General features: G+C 50.5%; 12 protein-coding genes. 6 read left to right on the top strand and 6 right to left on the bottom strand.

Annotated features, from left to right (window positions below; genetic code table 11):
- Nucleotides 1-60 precede the first annotated feature (60 nt).
- From ACI1P2_RS23610 to kduD, 5 genes are all read left to right on the top strand, one after another.
- Entirely contained in the window at nucleotides 61-549 is a 489-nt protein-coding gene (locus tag ACI1P2_RS23610; protein ID WP_355323356.1) for a C40 family peptidase, read from the top strand.
- Nucleotides 550-772: 223 nt separating this feature from the next.
- The gene (locus tag ACI1P2_RS23605; protein WP_355323353.1) at nucleotides 773-1,726 is read left to right on the top strand and encodes an aldo/keto reductase; all 954 of its coding nucleotides are present in this window, start codon (nucleotides 773-775) and stop codon (nucleotides 1,724-1,726) included.
- Nucleotides 1,727-2,029: 303 nt separating this feature from the next.
- A complete protein-coding gene (kduI, locus tag ACI1P2_RS23600) occupies nucleotides 2,030-2,863 on the top strand; it encodes a 5-dehydro-4-deoxy-D-glucuronate isomerase (protein ID WP_355323350.1) in 834 nt (277 codons plus the stop codon).
- Between the two features lie 136 nt (nucleotides 2,864-2,999).
- Nucleotides 3,000-3,758, top strand: coding sequence for a DeoR/GlpR family DNA-binding transcription regulator (locus ACI1P2_RS23595; RefSeq protein ID WP_355323347.1), 759 nt, complete (start codon nucleotides 3,000-3,002; stop codon nucleotides 3,756-3,758).
- Between the two features lie 42 nt (nucleotides 3,759-3,800).
- Nucleotides 3,801-4,553 (top strand): 2-dehydro-3-deoxy-D-gluconate 5-dehydrogenase KduD, encoded by a 753-nt coding sequence (gene kduD, locus ACI1P2_RS23590; protein WP_355323344.1) that lies wholly within the window; start codon nucleotides 3,801-3,803, stop codon nucleotides 4,551-4,553.
- 144 nt (nucleotides 4,554-4,697) lie between these two features.
- On the opposite strand, the gene ACI1P2_RS23585 is transcribed toward kduD, so the two are convergent.
- The 4 genes from ACI1P2_RS23585 to selD form a co-directional block, all read right to left on the bottom strand.
- Entirely contained in the window at nucleotides 4,698-8,642 is a 3,945-nt protein-coding gene (locus ACI1P2_RS23585; protein WP_408976323.1) for an endonuclease/exonuclease/phosphatase family protein, read from the bottom strand.
- Nucleotides 8,643-8,745: 103 nt separating this feature from the next.
- Nucleotides 8,746-9,531 (bottom strand): DeoR/GlpR family DNA-binding transcription regulator, encoded by a 786-nt coding sequence (locus ACI1P2_RS23580; protein ID WP_355323338.1) that lies wholly within the window; start codon nucleotides 9,529-9,531, stop codon nucleotides 8,746-8,748.
- A gap of 256 nt (nucleotides 9,532-9,787) precedes the next feature.
- The gene (gene mnmH / locus ACI1P2_RS23575; RefSeq protein ID WP_355323335.1) at nucleotides 9,788-10,825 is read right to left on the bottom strand and encodes a tRNA 2-selenouridine(34) synthase MnmH; all 1,038 of its coding nucleotides are present in this window, start codon (nucleotides 10,823-10,825) and stop codon (nucleotides 9,788-9,790) included.
- A 26-nt stretch (nucleotides 10,826-10,851) separates the two neighbouring features.
- Entirely contained in the window at nucleotides 10,852-11,910 is a 1,059-nt protein-coding gene (gene selD / locus ACI1P2_RS23570) for a selenide, water dikinase SelD (protein WP_355323332.1), read from the bottom strand.
- A gap of 378 nt (nucleotides 11,911-12,288) precedes the next feature.
- Between selD and ACI1P2_RS23565 the strand changes: the two genes are divergently transcribed.
- Nucleotides 12,289-13,359 carry a permease gene (locus ACI1P2_RS23565; RefSeq protein WP_355323329.1) on the top strand — a complete coding sequence of 357 codons (1,071 nt, stop codon included), beginning with the start codon at nucleotides 12,289-12,291 and terminating at the stop codon, nucleotides 13,357-13,359.
- Nucleotides 13,360-13,438: 79 nt separating this feature from the next.
- On the opposite strand, the gene ACI1P2_RS23560 is transcribed toward ACI1P2_RS23565, so the two are convergent.
- Entirely contained in the window at nucleotides 13,439-13,966 is a 528-nt protein-coding gene (locus ACI1P2_RS23560; protein WP_355323325.1) for a hypothetical protein, read from the bottom strand.
- Nucleotides 13,967-14,113: 147 nt separating this feature from the next.
- Nucleotides 14,114-14,521, bottom strand: a complete 408-nt coding sequence (gene flgB, locus ACI1P2_RS23555; RefSeq protein ID WP_355323322.1) for a flagellar basal body rod protein FlgB — start codon at nucleotides 14,519-14,521, stop codon at nucleotides 14,114-14,116.
- Between the last annotated feature and the right edge of the window lie 37 nt (nucleotides 14,522-14,558).

The raw sequence follows: 14,558 nt of genomic DNA, 5'->3' as shown, positions 1-14,558 counted from the left end.
CGACTATGCTAATGTACTCCTGTAACTGTATATCTACCAATCAAGAAAGTGAGATGACTCATGAAAAAACTAGCTACTGCCGCTCTAGCTCTCTCTATGCTTTTCTCTGCTGCAAGCACCATAATTCCAAGCTCCGCTTCTGCCTCCGATTCTACACAGGAATTCTCTGCAACCAGTGGAAGCAAAATCGTCAATACTGCCAAGTCCTATCAGGGCAAAGTTACATACAAGTTTGGTGCTCGCAATCCTTCCAAGCTGATCTTCGACTGCTCCTCCTTTACCCAGTTTGTGTTTAAAAAGAACGGTAAAAATATACCTTGGGGCTCCAAAGCACAGGCGAAACGGGGGAAAGCGGTTTACAGCAAGAGCAAGCTGGCGATCGGTGATCTTGTTATGTTCAGCGTGAACAAGCCCGGTCGGATCGACCATGTCGGCATTTACGTCGGAAACGGTAGATTTATCAGCAACATGCCGAAAAAAGGTGTTGTCATCGAAAGTATTAATAAAGGATACTGGGGCGGCCGCTTTATCATGGGTCGGCACCTTTAATCATATCCGAATGTCTGGGGTGTTCCAAAGGGTCCATTGACCTGGGACACCCCTTTCGTATGCTGTAAGGCTCCTGATATAACAAAAAAGAAGTCATTTTCTGCGCTCCCGCTTCGTATTTCTTATATGGAACCGTTTTCTTTCAAGTGCTAATATAACCCTGACGGCAGCAGCCATCAGGCTCTAAAGAAGCAATTAAAGTGATCAGGGAGGCGACAGCGTTATGGACTATATTTTGATTGAAGGAACTCGTAAACCGGTGTCACGGCTGATTAAAGGCTCCGATTATTTTACCCATGAAGTCTATGATACGGCCGTGCGCAATCTGGATGCTTTTCTGGCGGCCGGCGGCAATACAATCGATACGGCTTATATCTATACCGGAGGCCAAAGTGAAGAGGTCATCGGCAGATATATGCAGGAAAAGGGAAACCGCGATCAGTGGGTGATTCTGACCAAAGGGGCGCATCATGACCAAAACGGACCGCGTGTAAACCGCGCAGCCATTGATTCGGATCTGGCCCGCAGTCTGGAGAGGCTGCAGACATCCTCGGTAGAGCTCTACGCCCTTCACCGGGATGACCCCTCCGTCCCTGTCGGCGAGATTCTCGAGGCGCTGAATCGTCATATCGAGGCCGGAACGATTGAAGCGATCGGCGCCTCCAACTGGACATGGCAGCGGCTGCAGGAAGCGAATGAATACGCAGCGGCTAACGGATTGCAGGGCTTCTCCTTCAGCAGTCCCAATCTCAGCCTGGCCAAAGCCAATGAGCCTTTCTGGCCCGGCTGTGTCTCTGCGGACGAAGCTACCTGCGGCTGGCATGAACAGCAGCAGCTGCCGCTGTTATCCTGGTCCTCACAGGCCAGAGGCTTTTTCACCGGGCAATTCACCCCAGAGCGGCGGGATAACGCGGATCTGGTGCGCGTATTTTACAGTGACGATAACTGGGAGCGCCTCCGGCGCGCGGAACAGCTTGCAGAGCAGAAGAATGCCAGCACCATTCAAATCGCCCTTGCGTATGTGTTGAATCAGCCGTTCCCAACCAGTGCGGTCATTGGCGCCCGCAACCCCGCGGAGCTGGATTCCTGTGCTGAAGGCGCCGGGATTAAGCTGTCCCGTGAAGAGCTCGAGTGGCTCGATCTGCGCCAGGACAATATCTCCGCCAGCCTGGACTGACAGGAATAGCTTATTGACCAGAACGTTTAAAGACAGATTTCCCTCAGAGACCGGGATACCCCGGCCGTAAATGACCGCAAGCCTCCTCGCCCGAGCAGAAACATGACTGCATCCGCAGCCTCAGGCCAAATCGTTTTTTTCCTGAGATTCTGCTTTCGCGAGGGGGCTATTTTATTTCTTCTCTTTCCACTACATACATAAAATTTCATTCATCCACTTGCCAAATGAACCAATATGGATTAATTTAAACTTATATAAACCTATTTTTAACCAAAACGAACAGTGAAGGAGACGGATATTATTATGGAAAATCGCCATGCCTCTCATCCCAATGAAGTAAAAGCCTTCGACACGGAGCGCCTTCGTCAAGAGTTTGTGATCGAGTCTTTATTTGTTCCCAGTGAACTTAAGCTCGTCTATTCCCATGTAGACCGCTACATCATCGGGGCGGCCGTTCCCGTTCAGGAAACGATTGAATTGAAAGCGGATTCTAAAACTATTGGCGCTGACACCTTTCTGGAACGCCGTGAAGTGGGGATTATCAACATTGGCGGCACCGGCACGGTAACGGTAGACGGCAGCGATTTCGAATTGGACACGCGGGAGTGCCTGTACGTGGGGCTGGGAGCCAAGGATGTGCTGTTCAAGAGCAGTGATGCCGCCAATCCCGCCAAATTTTATTTGAATTCGACACCTGCACACAAAAACTACCCGACAGTGAAAACAGGTCCTTCCGATGCCTTTAACGTTCATCTTGGTTCCATTGAACACTCCAATGAACGGACGATTTACCGCTATATCCATGATAAAGGCATTCAAAGCTGCCAGCTCGTGATGGGCATGACTGTACTGGAGCCAGGGAATATGTGGAATACGATGCCGGCTCATACTCATAACCGCCGTTCCGAGGTCTACCTGTACTTCAATCTTCCGGACGATGCCGTGGTATTTCATCTCATGGGAGAACCGCAGCAGACACGCCATGTCGTTATGCGCAATGAACAGGCGGTCATCTCCCCCAGCTGGTCCATTCACAGCGGCGTAGGCACTCATAATTACACATTCATATGGGGAATGGCCGGGGAAAATCAGATTTTCGAGGATATGGACGGCATATCCATGGAAGAGTTAAGATAAGAAAAACGTCTATCGACGTAATTCACAGAAGACAGACCGCGTTTAGCGGAAGTTTTTCTTGCGATTCCAGGAAGCTTATACCAAGAAGTTTATACATTCTAGAATCTTAAGCAAAAACAGAACGGATGACAGCTTTATGAACCCTCTTAGACGATATGAAATTATTATGGAGGTCCTGCTGCGCGACAAGGAAGTGACGGTCAATGAGCTCAGCGAGCACCTGAATGTGACCGGCAAAACAATCCGCGAAGACCTTACCAAACTGGAGGAGCAGGGCTTGGTCGTGCGTGTGCATGGCGGAGCCATGCTGGCCAGCCGCGAGCAGTACGGGATTCTGCCCGAGCAGGAATCGCAAATCAAGCACCTGTCCGAAAAAAAGCAAATCGCCGCTGCAGCCTCGTCACTCATCGTCGAGAACGATATTATTGCCCTGGACGGCGGCAGCACAACGCTGGAAATTGCGAAGCAGCTGGGGCCGGAGCCGATCACGGTCATTACCAATGATGTATATATCATCAGCGAGCTGGCTCCAAAGGATCATATCCGCCTTGTCGTGCCAGGCGGATACCGTGTCCGCAATGTGCTTGCGGGACCGGAAGCAGTGGCCTTCATACACGGCCTGAATATCCGGAAAGCATTCATCTCTTCTACCGCTATTCACCCGGAGAACGGTTTATCTGTGTATACAAGCGATCTGATTGATTTCAAGCGGGCGCTGATCGCGGTCTCCAAAGAGGTGTACGCCGTTGTGGATCATCACAAATTCGGACAGACCGCCCTGCGTACCTTTGCCCCTCTGTCGGATTTGACAGCGATTATTACGGACCGGATTCCGGATAGCGAGCAGGGCCAGCGTATCAGGGAAACAGGCGTCCGTTTAATCAATTATCCCTGATTCTACCTACTCACAATCTCAATAAAGGAGTGTCATTAGTATATGCAATGGTTTCAGCTTGAAGGAAAAACGGCGCTCGTCACAGGCAGCTCCGGCGGAATCGGGGAAAGCATTGCGATTGGCCTTGCTGAGGCGGGGGCCAACGTCGTTACCGTATCCAGATCAGGCAGCGATCCAGCAGTCTCTGCCATTCGTAATCTGGGAAGACAGGCTCTTGATATCAAGGCCGATCTCGGCAAAACCGACGGTATTGAGCAGGTGTTCACTGACGCCCTGGGCTTGACGGGAAACATTGATATTCTCGTCAATAACGCAGGTACGATCCGCAGAAATCCGGCGGCAGAGCACAGCCTGCAGGATTGGAACGATGTCATCAATTTGAACCTAAACTCCATTTTCATCCTTTCGCAGCTCGCCGGGCGGCATATGATCAGCCGCGGCAGCGGCAAAATCATCAATATCGCCTCCATGCTCTCCTTCCAGGGTGGCATCAATGTTCCCGGATATACGGCGAGCAAACATGGCATTGCCGGTTTGACGAAAGCGCTGGCCAACGAATGGGCGCAAAAGGGCATCCAGGTCAACGCCATCGCGCCGGGCTACATCGATACGAACAATACGGCACCGATTCTGAAAGACCCTGATCGAACGCGTTCCATTACCGAGCGCATTCCGGCAGGACGCTGGGGCACGCCGGAGGATCTCAAGGGCCCAGCCGTATTCCTCGCTTCCGCTGCCTCCGACTATATGAACGGGCATGTCCTGTGCGTTGACGGTGGCTGGATGGCACGCTAATTCTCCGAATCACCAGCTTTAGAATAAAAAGGTTTCCGCTTGCCTTGGCTGGCGGAAACCTTTTTTCTATTCCCAGCATTAAAGGCGATCCCCGCACTCCATAAGCGTGGGGATCGCCTTCGATGCATTCTTTATTTTGCCGACTTATTCAGCCAAAAACTGTTCATCCAGTTGGTTAAGCAATACAACCGCATCCGTGCGGGTAAGCTCATCATACAGATTCAATGAATCAGGTGTAAGGAATCCGGCATTCAGGAAGTAATGGATGGCTTGCTGAGCATATGCCGGTACATTGTTCAATGCAGCGGTATTCACCGGGTTCATCTCTTGCGGGTTGGATATCCGTCCTTGATGATTCAAGTATTTATAGAACATCACCAAAGAATCCAGTTTGCGAATTTTGCCCGCAGGGTTAAACTTGCCGCTGTCCGTTCCGTTGACCAGACCAAGCTGATTTGCCGCGGCAATATCGTTGGCATAGTAGCTGTTCGGCTTCACATCGGCAAAGCTGGTCCCGGATTGGCCGGCAATGTTAAACAACCGGTTCAACATGATGACGGAATCCGCGCGGTTTAATTTGGTGCCGCCGTTAAACTTGTTTCCACCTATACCTTTGATGACACCTTTGTCAAACATGGATTGAAGCGCGTCGATCGCTTTGAATGAAGAGTCGATGTCAGTAAAGACCGATTCAACCGGTGTGCTTGGTTTTGCTGGCTGCTCATCGTCATCCGCCGGTGTAGTTTCCGGCTTGGTTTCTGGCTCGGTGCCAGGCTTTGGTTGTTCCTGTCCCGGTTTCGAAACTGAACCATTGTTCGAACCGCCGCCCGAGGATGAATGATCCGAATCATCATCATCATCCGAATCATGCGGTTTCGGCGTTGTCGGCGTTCCTGGAGTTCCTGGTGTTTCCGGTGTTCCAGGCGTTTCCGGTGTTCCTGGTGTTTCTGGAGTCTCCGGTGTTCCCGGTGTTCCCGGTGTTTCTGGCGTTGTCTTGGCGGTAACTTTAAAGTAAATTCGTTCGGCAATTTCCTCATAACCGCCATTGCTCATCAAAGCAACGAAATATTCTCCCGGTTCCATATCGGCCATTTTGCCCGCCGCCCCCGGGCTGTCGTCATTTAAGGTCACTGCACCGTCAGGAAGATTCGGCACATACGCCCATTTGGTTGCACCGGGACCTCCCGGCACTTCATCTTTCTTGTACACTCCTATCCAATCTGTCTTACGTTGAGCTGCTTTATAGCCGACCGTAATAGATTCGCCTTGAACAAAAGAGGTCTTTTCCAAGCTAATGGCTGCTTTTTCATGTACTGGTCCTTCCGGCAGCTCCAAATCGGCATAACTGCGCGGAGTTACGGTAAAGGTTGACATAACGGCTCTGTGGTCCGATACCCAAGGCTCCAACACCTTATCCGCCGGAGCATAGGACGCCGAGTTGCCTCCGCCTACAAACTTCTCGCCAATGACAACACTGTCTTTGACAGCAGCCGGGCCCGTATTGTATACGAAGTCAATCCTGTCATACGCTTCGGGCGTTCTCCATTCCGTTCCTTCGACAGCCCAAGTGATACCCGGGTTCTTAACGGGATCCGGATAGATTTCCCGATAGGAGTCTCTTAAGCCGAGTTCATCTAATTTCTTGGATACTGGCCATTCAACAACCGTATTAGAGTGGATATTTTTGTTTGCTTCCACCCAATCCAAATGCGACGGGACGTTGAAATCGCCTGTTAAAAATACCGGCATGCCTTGTTCTGCCAACGCGGGCAGCTTGATGAACAAGCTTTCCATTTCTTTCATATGAATGGCATTCTCTTCATCAATCGTTTCCTGCGCTGTTTTACCATCTTGAATTAAGTAAGGACCATACGGTTCATAGTATAAGTGGACGTTGGCCATGGCCGCCGCTTTGCCCGGTGCGACTTCAATGAGATAGTATTCATTTTCCGGATCCACTTCGATAATGGGATACTTGCTTATCAGACTAAGATCGCTGTTCCCTTTAACGACAGCATGGTAACCGAGCAATTCCGCGGCTTTGGTTACGATTTGTGCATCCGTTTCTTGAATGCCCGTCACATCAGCTCCGCTTTCACGGATGGCGTTTGCGATATGCTGCGCGGCACCGTCAACACCGTATTTGGACTTGACCGGTCCTTGCCAAATATTAAAGCTCATCACCTTAAGTTCAACTTTATCACTTGGCTGCGTGTAAGGCTCGTCCGTTATCGTAAAGTAAATCCGCTCGGCATTTTCCTGATAACCGCCATTGAGCAGCAAGGTCACAAAATATTCGCCTGGCGCAATATCCGCCATGGTGGCTACTTTGCCCTCGCTATTGTCATCCAATGTCAACTTTCCGTCAGGAAGGCTCGGCACATAGTCCCATTTTTGTGAAGCAGGACCGCCTGGACTTTCATCCTTCTTATAGATCCCGATCCAATCCGTCAGACTTAGAGCACCTTTATAGCTGACTGTAATCGGTTCGCCATGAGCAAAAACGGTTTTTTCCAGACGAATCGTCGATTTTTCGATTTCCGGATCTTTCGGCAGCTCCAAGTCATTGTAACTGCGCGGAGTTACGGTGAAAGTCGAAACCACGGCTCTGTGGTCCGATACCCAAGTATCCAATTCTACATCGGATTTGGTAAAGGAATTGGAGTTTCCTCCGACCACCTGCTTCTCGCCATAGATCTGGCTGTCCTTTACAACAGCGGGGCCGTGACTGTATACATAATCGATCCGGTCATACATTTCCGGGTTCTTCCATTCCGTTCCTTCGGCAGCCCAACTAATGGTAGGCTCCGCTACAGAATCGGGATGAACGACACGATAGGAATCCTGGAAACCAAGCTCCTCCAGCTTCTTGGATACCGGCCATTCGACGACTTGTCCATTATGGCGATTTTTATTGCCTTCAACCCAATCCAAGTGTGACGGAACGTTGAAATCGCCAGTGAGGAATACGGGCATTCCTTGCGCGGCCAAAGCCGGAAGCTTGTTGAACATACTCTTCATTTCTGTCATATGATACATATTCTCGTTCTGCAAAACGGCTTCGACCGTTTTGCCCTCCTGGATATCGTATGGACCATAAGGAGAAGAAGACAAATGAATATTGCCGATGGCCACCGCCTTGTCCGGCACGACTTCGATCAGGTAATAGTCATTCGCTTCGTCAACCTCAATGATTGGATATTTGCTGATCAGACTGAGATCGCTGCCCGCTTTGACAGCCGCATGAAACCCGAGCAACTGCGCTGCTTTGACGACGATATCTCTGTCCGTTTCCTGAATGCCCGCCACATCAGCTCCGCTTTCACGGATGGCGTTTGCGATATGCTGCGCGGCACCGTCAACGCCGTATTTGGATTTGACCGGTCCTTGCCATATATTAAAGCTCATCACGGTCAAATCCACCTCGTCCGGGGTCACATATCCGGGAAGCAGCGCTCTGGCGAAGGATTGCGATTGCAGTCCTTCATATTCGGAATAGGCCAGGAGTGAAGTAGCTCCATCTGGCACGACGGTGCCCGGTTGAAACGTGAACATGACATCCTCCTGATAAGCAGCGTATGTTACCGTGGTCACTTCAGGTACGCCAGAGAGCATACCGCTCGTTCCGCCCCAATACAATTTATAATTTTGAATGATCTTATTATTTGCAGGCGGAGTAATCGTGACATCACCGGTAATGGTTTTATCGCTGCCGATCACTGCGTCCAGAGACAGACCGGAAGGCGCCGGCAGCGCTTTAATGGTAAACGAGGCGCTTGCCTCAACTTGATACCCGTCGTTAACCAAAAAATGAAGGGTATAGTCCCCCGGTTTCAAGGAGGAAGTATTGAATGTTAAGGTACCTTCTCCGGTCCCCGTGTAATGCCACTCCAGGTAGTTTTTCAGATTATCATTGGAAGCTTCATATAAAGCGATCCAATCTTTTGCATTCTCCGCCCCTGAATAGGTTACCTTAACACTTTCACCCTGCCAGTAAACCGACTTGTTCGCAGCCATTGTATAATCGGCCGCATAAGCTTTTTGTGCAAATAAACCTAACGTTGGTATGCTGAGGACGACTGCAAGCAAGACACAAAGTAGACGACTAAATAATGATTTTACTTGAGACACAGTATATTTCCCTCCCATTCAGGTCGTTGTCATATTCTCTTAATGTTTAGGAAGCTTTTTGTTAGTTGGCATGAATCCAGATTACATTGCTCCTGCTTAATGCGGGAGCCCACTGCGAAGGCGTTTCAACATCACTTATGATGATGTCAATGTCCTCCAACCCGATCACTTTATACGGGTGTATCCCGCCAAATTTGGTGTGATCGGTCATGATGACGGTCAACTGGGCAAGACTTACGATTTTGCGGATTAAATATCCCCTCTCGATATCGAAGCCGGTAATGCCGCCGTCAACGATGAAACCGTCAACTGAAATAAAAGCTTTGTCAACTCGGAAGTTTTCCGCCATACTTTCCGCTAAACCACCGCTGACACGCGAATACTTGGACGTGACTTTTCCGCCAAGGAGATAAATTTGACCGGTGAAGAGACCTTCTTTTTGATAGTTCATCAGCAGGTTCAAGATATCAAAAGAAAAGACGATGATCGTTATGTTTTGCTTGTTTTGCAAATAGTGAATAATTTGCATGGTCGTCGAACCGTCGTCGATAAATATCACATCATTGTCTTCCAGCAATTCAGCGGCAGCCCGTCCGATTCTTTTCTTCTCTTCAACCTGCACAACTTCCCGCTTGAGATACGTTTGTTCTTCGCGCTCTAATTCGATCTTGACGGCTCCTCCATAAATTCTCCGCAACTTCTTCTCGGATTCCAAATCCTCCAGGTAACGTCGAATCATTTCGTTTGATACCTTCAACTTTTTCGCCAAGTCGGCTGAGCGAACTTTGCCTTCCAAATTCAAAATATCGAGTATAATTTTCTTGCGCTCTTCACCTATTAACGACATATAACCATCTCCATCATTTTATTGAGCATGGGCTAATGACATCCACCTCGATTCCTGGACAGCTATTTTAAGCTTAAAGCCGAATATCCAAATCAATATAAAATACAAGTAAATAAATTGTTAATTGTTCCGTTTATTTTGACTTTACGTAAAAAAAAGCCAGCCAACACAAGATTCGTGTTCGCTGGCTTTTTGGCTGCCGCCCGACAGGCCTCCGTTCTATTCCGGTTTTACCTCGCCGGCCGGCTCGGCTGCTTTACCCCTTGAAATTTGCCAGATATTCCTTTACCCGCTCGGCTGCTTCCTCAACAGAGTCCGCTTGAACCATTACGCGCTTCTCACTGTCATAATGGCCCGCAGTATGCTCATAGCGCGGATCGTAGTAAAATTCCAGCAGAAGGCGGATTGCATGCTCATACTGCCCCGCACGCAGATTCGCTTCAATCTCCGCCGCCACAGGCGTATGAATCCGTTCCTTGATCCGCAGAAACGCCTCCAAGCACGCTTCCGCATGCTTTTCCGGCTCGTAATCCTCCATGATCTGGCGGACACGCTCTGCGACCGGGATTTCGATCCAAAGGTGAACGCCCTCTTCCTTCTTGTTCAGCAGAAATTCAGGCAAGGCCACCTTACCGATCCGCTGGCTCTCCGCTTCAAATAGAATATAGGGAGCTTCCTGATGCTGAAGCAGTCCCTGCAGCAGCAGGGAGTCGAACGTTTTCTGATTGCGGGAGGCATATCCGATATGGCCAAACACCGATCCGCGGTGTCCCGCCATTCCTTCCAGATCCAGCACCTGATAGGCCTCCTGCTGGAGTAAACGCAAAATCTTCGTTTTACCGGACCCTGTATGCCCGTTAATAACGATGGCAGGAGCCTTGACCTCAAAGTCCTCTAACTGCTCGACAACCCATTTCCGGTATGCGCGTATTCCGCCTGACAGGCGGTAAGCCTTAATGCCCATTAAGGAAAGGACGGTCGCCGACGTTTTGCTGCGCATGCCTCCCCGCCAGCAGAACACGGCCTTCTGCTCCGGAATGGCTGCAAATTCGCGGATAAATGCAGGCAGCTTGGCGGACACAATCTCAAGCCCTCTCTCTTTGGCTGCCTGCACATTTACCTGCTTGTACAGAGTACCGATCTCGGCCCGTTCTTCATCATTAAAAATCGGAATATTGATGCTGCCCGGTATGGTCGCCGCCGCAAACTCGGAAGGCGATCTGACGTCGATCGGAAGCAAATTTTTATTTTTCTGCAGCTTTAGCAATTCTTCAACTGTGATGTCCTGAATCAATTTCCCTATCGCTCCTCTTTCTGTCCCTAGCGGACAACGATGTGGCCCGGATGCTCTGCTGTAATTTCACCGATGCGCGCCGCTTCAACACCCGCCTTGAGCAAATCTGCGAGCAGGGCCTCCGTCTGGCTGCCCTCCACGGAAATCAGCAGACCGCCGGAGGTCACCGCATCGCACAAAATGTATTGGTCAAGCTGATCCATGTCCGCCGGGAAGGTCACCGAGCCTTCCAGATGGGCAAAGTTGTTTTTCGTTCCTCCAGGCACAAATCCGGCTTCCGCCAGTTCGCGCACACGCGGAAGAAGCGGTACGAGCGCTTTCTCGATCACGACTCCGTTGCCGCTGCCTTTGGCCATTTCCGAGGCATGTCCGAGCAGACCAAATCCTGTTACATCGGTGCAGGCATGCACATCATAGGAAGCCATCGTTTCTGCCGCCGTTTTATTTAATGTAGACATGACTTTGGTAACACGGTTCACTTCTTCTTCGCTGAGCTGGTCCTTCTTGATGGAGGTCGTCAGAATGCCGACACCGATGGGCTTGGTCAGGATCAGCTGATCTCCCGGCCGCGCTCCCGCGTTGGTCCGCACCTTGTCCGGATGCACAAGCCCGGTAACCGCCAGGCCGAATTTCGGCTCCTTGTCATCAATGGAATGGCCGCCCACAAGTGTAACCCCCGCTTCCTTCAGCTTGTCGCCGGCGCCCCGCAGAATTTCGGACAGAATGCTTTTATCCAGGGTATGAATCGGGAAAGCAACGATGTTCAAGGCGGTCAGCGGAGTGCCGCCCATGGCATAAATATCGCTGATGGCATTGGCTGCGGCAACCTGCCCAAACGAATACGGGTCATCGACGATTGGCGTAAAAAAGTCAACCGTCTGCACCATCGCCAGCTCGTCCGTCAGCTTGTAGACGCCTGCATCATCGCTTGTATCCAGACCGACCAGCAGGTTCGGGTTCGGTTCGGCAGGCGGAAGGCTGCGGATGACCTGCGCAAGGTCGGCCGGGCCGATTTTGCAGCCGCAGCCTCCTTTGGACGAGAGTGATGTCAGCTTGATACCGTTTATTTTATCTTGAAGTGACATGAACACAACTTCCTTTCATATGAAACTAATCCAAATAACTATTAGTGCGAGTTCAAAAAGTCAGGTTTTCAGCACCGGGAAGGTTGAATGAAGCCAGGGACTGAGGAGCGGAGCGTACTTGGGGTACGTGAGCACCTGAAATGTTTCCGGAGGAAACATGCTTCGAAAGCATCTGCTTAGGCCCGGCTGAATTCAAGATTCGATGTCGAGTCCGCTTCCTGATTTACTTCGTGATCAAAAGATGACTTTTTGAACAACCTCTATTATACTCCCCAAAGAAATATTAGTAAAAACTTCTCCTGCATGTGATATAATATCTCCCGTCCGCATTTTTCATAATGTATCGGCTAATTTCTTTTATCGGAGGGAAAGCAAGAAATGAATTCTTCAGGTTCCGCCCGGCCGTCCGGTCACTTCAACCGGAGAGCATTGCTGCTGGCAGTGCTCTTCATTGTGATCGCCGCGGCCGGCTTATTGTATGTAAAATGGTGGCCGTACTATGGCAAAGCCATCACATCAGCGACCACCCATTCCATCGGCTCTTCCATTCTGAATGGTGCGAATGAAGCTATCCCGGCCCCTTCGTGGAGCACGGCCTGGGAATATGCTTTAGCCTATTTCAAAGCTGTCTGGAAAGCGGCTGTGCTCGGCATCCTGCTTGGTTCGCTCGTGCAGGTGCTGCTGCCTTCCAAGTGGCTGTTGAACATGCTCGGCAAAGCCACCTTTAAAAGCACCGCCATCGGCGGTCTGGCCTCGCTGCCAGGCATGATGTGCACCTGCTGTGCGGCACCGCTTGCCGTCGGCCTGCGCAAGAAGAACGCCTCGGTCGGAGCGAGCCTGGCTTTCTGGATCGGCAATCCGACCATTAACCCGGCGACGCTGATTTTCATGACATTTGTTCTCTCATGGAAATTCACCCTGCTGCGGCTTGTATTCGGGCTGCTGCTTACGTTCGGGGTAAGCTATCTGGCCAACCGCTTCGCGCCAAATGAACAAGTGCCACAGGAGGTCGAAGCTGCGCTTCCTGAAGATAACAAACCGGAGCAGCCGGTTTATGTACGTTGGGGCAAAGCCATTTGGAGCATGTTTATTTCGGTCGTGCCTGCCTACGTGATCGCAGTTCTGCTGCTCGGCGCTTTCCGGGCCTGGATGTTCCCGGTATTAAGCGACACAGGCGCCAACAGCCTGCTGGCCATTATCGGCTTCGCGATCGCAGGCATGCTGTTCGTCATTCCGACGGCGGCTGAAATTCCCATTATTCAAACCTTTATGTCCATGGGCATGGGCGGCGGCCCTGCCGCGGCGCTGCTGCTGACACTTCCGGCGATCAGCCTGCCTTCCCTCCTGATGATTGCGAAGCATTTTCCGGCGAAAGTGCTGGTATTCACCGCTTCATCGGTTGTGGTTATCGGCATTCTGGCCGGGCTTGTCGGCTGGGCATTTCTGTAACGTATAGCGGTTCAGAAACAGGGTCCACCTTTGTGGGGGGACCCTGTCTTCTTTGAATGTATGTCGATAGATGTTTTTCTTATTCCCCGGAAAATACATCCCACCTGTGCCGATATTTTTCCAGCCGCGGATGGGCGCTTTCCGGCTCAGCGGATAAAAGCAGCCTCAGCTGTACAATCCACTCCTCGAACGTGGAAAAGGAAGCGAATAAATTGGCCATATCCGGGGTCATGTAGAGAAAATACGGGGACGGATACGTCTCAGTCAGATAACGCAAAGCGGTATCGATCGGTGTGTATTTTTTGCGCTTGCCGTCCCAATTCTGAATGCTGACCGTGGCATGACCGGAATCGAGCTTCCATTCTTCGAGACGTTTTTGCCGTTTATGAAAAGCGCTGACCGGCTCCTTCCACATTCGCCGGACCGTCTCTTCATGCAGCGGGTACAGCACCAGCTTGGCAAAAGCACGCTGCTCAAACGCAGCGAAAGCCTGCTCCAGTTCAGCATCCGTTATTTCTTCAAAAGAATCATAAAAAATGAGTGTTCCTTTTCGGCTCTCTTCAGGCGGTTCATATCCGTAAGGAACCCTAATGTTTTGTCTTGCCATCCCTTCTCCTCCTCTGCAGCAGTTCTTGCGAAATAACCAGCTATCTATATAGTGTCCTTTTTCAACTCTACTGTAACAAAAACATCTATCGATGAACAAAAAATCCGCGCGAGGCGCGGATCTTCTAGCTTAAAATATTCGATTTAACTATTTCAAGTCGGAAAGCAGATTTTTCATTTTAGAATAATAGCCGCTTACCCGGTCAACGGTGTAGTTGTACAGCAGCTGGTTTTCCGCCAGTCCAGACATCTCCTTGTCGATATCCACATTGTTCTGGTTGTTGTTCATCGATGTGTTCTGATCTTCAACAACCTTAAATTCCACCTGGTTGGAGGCGCTCGGCATTGGCAAATGCCGCGGATCGGTACGCTTCAGGGGAAGCTGGCCACTTGAGCCGCTTTCCAGCTTGCGCTTCAGCTCTTCCTCAAATTCAACAGACTGGGCCTTGTAATACGGTGTATCGGCATTGGCGATATTGTTCGCGATCACGCGGTTTTTGGCATTCAGCGCGACCAGCAGGGATGCGTTCAGTTCATTATTATTGGAATGAATCATGGTGACATTCTCCTCTTCTTTCTGGGTCCAAAGAGAC

This window comes from Paenibacillus jiangxiensis (assembly GCF_046098255.1).
Lineage (GTDB): Bacteria > Bacillota > Bacilli > Paenibacillales > Paenibacillaceae > Paenibacillus > Paenibacillus jiagnxiensis.
The sequence above is the reverse complement of the archived record's forward strand: the minus strand, read 5'-3'. Positions and strand labels throughout refer to the sequence as shown.

Excerpts from the sequence above, each read along its gene's own strand:
- ACI1P2_RS23610 (WP_355323356.1), top strand. The coding sequence starts at position 61 with ATGAAAAAACTAGCTACTGCCGCTCTAGCTCTCTCTATGCTTTTCTCT.
- kduI (WP_355323350.1), top strand. The coding sequence starts at position 2,030 with ATGGAAAATCGCCATGCCTCTCATCCCAATGAAGTAAAAGCCTTCGAC.
- selD (WP_355323332.1), bottom strand. The coding sequence starts at position 11,910 with ATGTCACTTCAAGATAAAATAAACGGTATCAAGCTGACATCACTCTCG.
- ACI1P2_RS23565 (WP_355323329.1), top strand. The coding sequence starts at position 12,289 with ATGAATTCTTCAGGTTCCGCCCGGCCGTCCGGTCACTTCAACCGGAGA.
- ACI1P2_RS23580 (WP_355323338.1), bottom strand. The coding sequence starts at position 9,531 with ATGTCGTTAATAGGTGAAGAGCGCAAGAAAATTATACTCGATATTTTG.
- kduD (WP_355323344.1), top strand. The coding sequence starts at position 3,801 with ATGCAATGGTTTCAGCTTGAAGGAAAAACGGCGCTCGTCACAGGCAGC.
- ACI1P2_RS23595 (WP_355323347.1), top strand. The coding sequence starts at position 3,000 with ATGAACCCTCTTAGACGATATGAAATTATTATGGAGGTCCTGCTGCGC.
- flgB (WP_355323322.1), bottom strand. The coding sequence starts at position 14,521 with ATGATTCATTCCAATAATAATGAACTGAACGCATCCCTGCTGGTCGCG.
- ACI1P2_RS23560 (WP_355323325.1), bottom strand. The coding sequence starts at position 13,966 with ATGGCAAGACAAAACATTAGGGTTCCTTACGGATATGAACCGCCTGAA.
- ACI1P2_RS23605 (WP_355323353.1), top strand. The coding sequence starts at position 773 with ATGGACTATATTTTGATTGAAGGAACTCGTAAACCGGTGTCACGGCTG.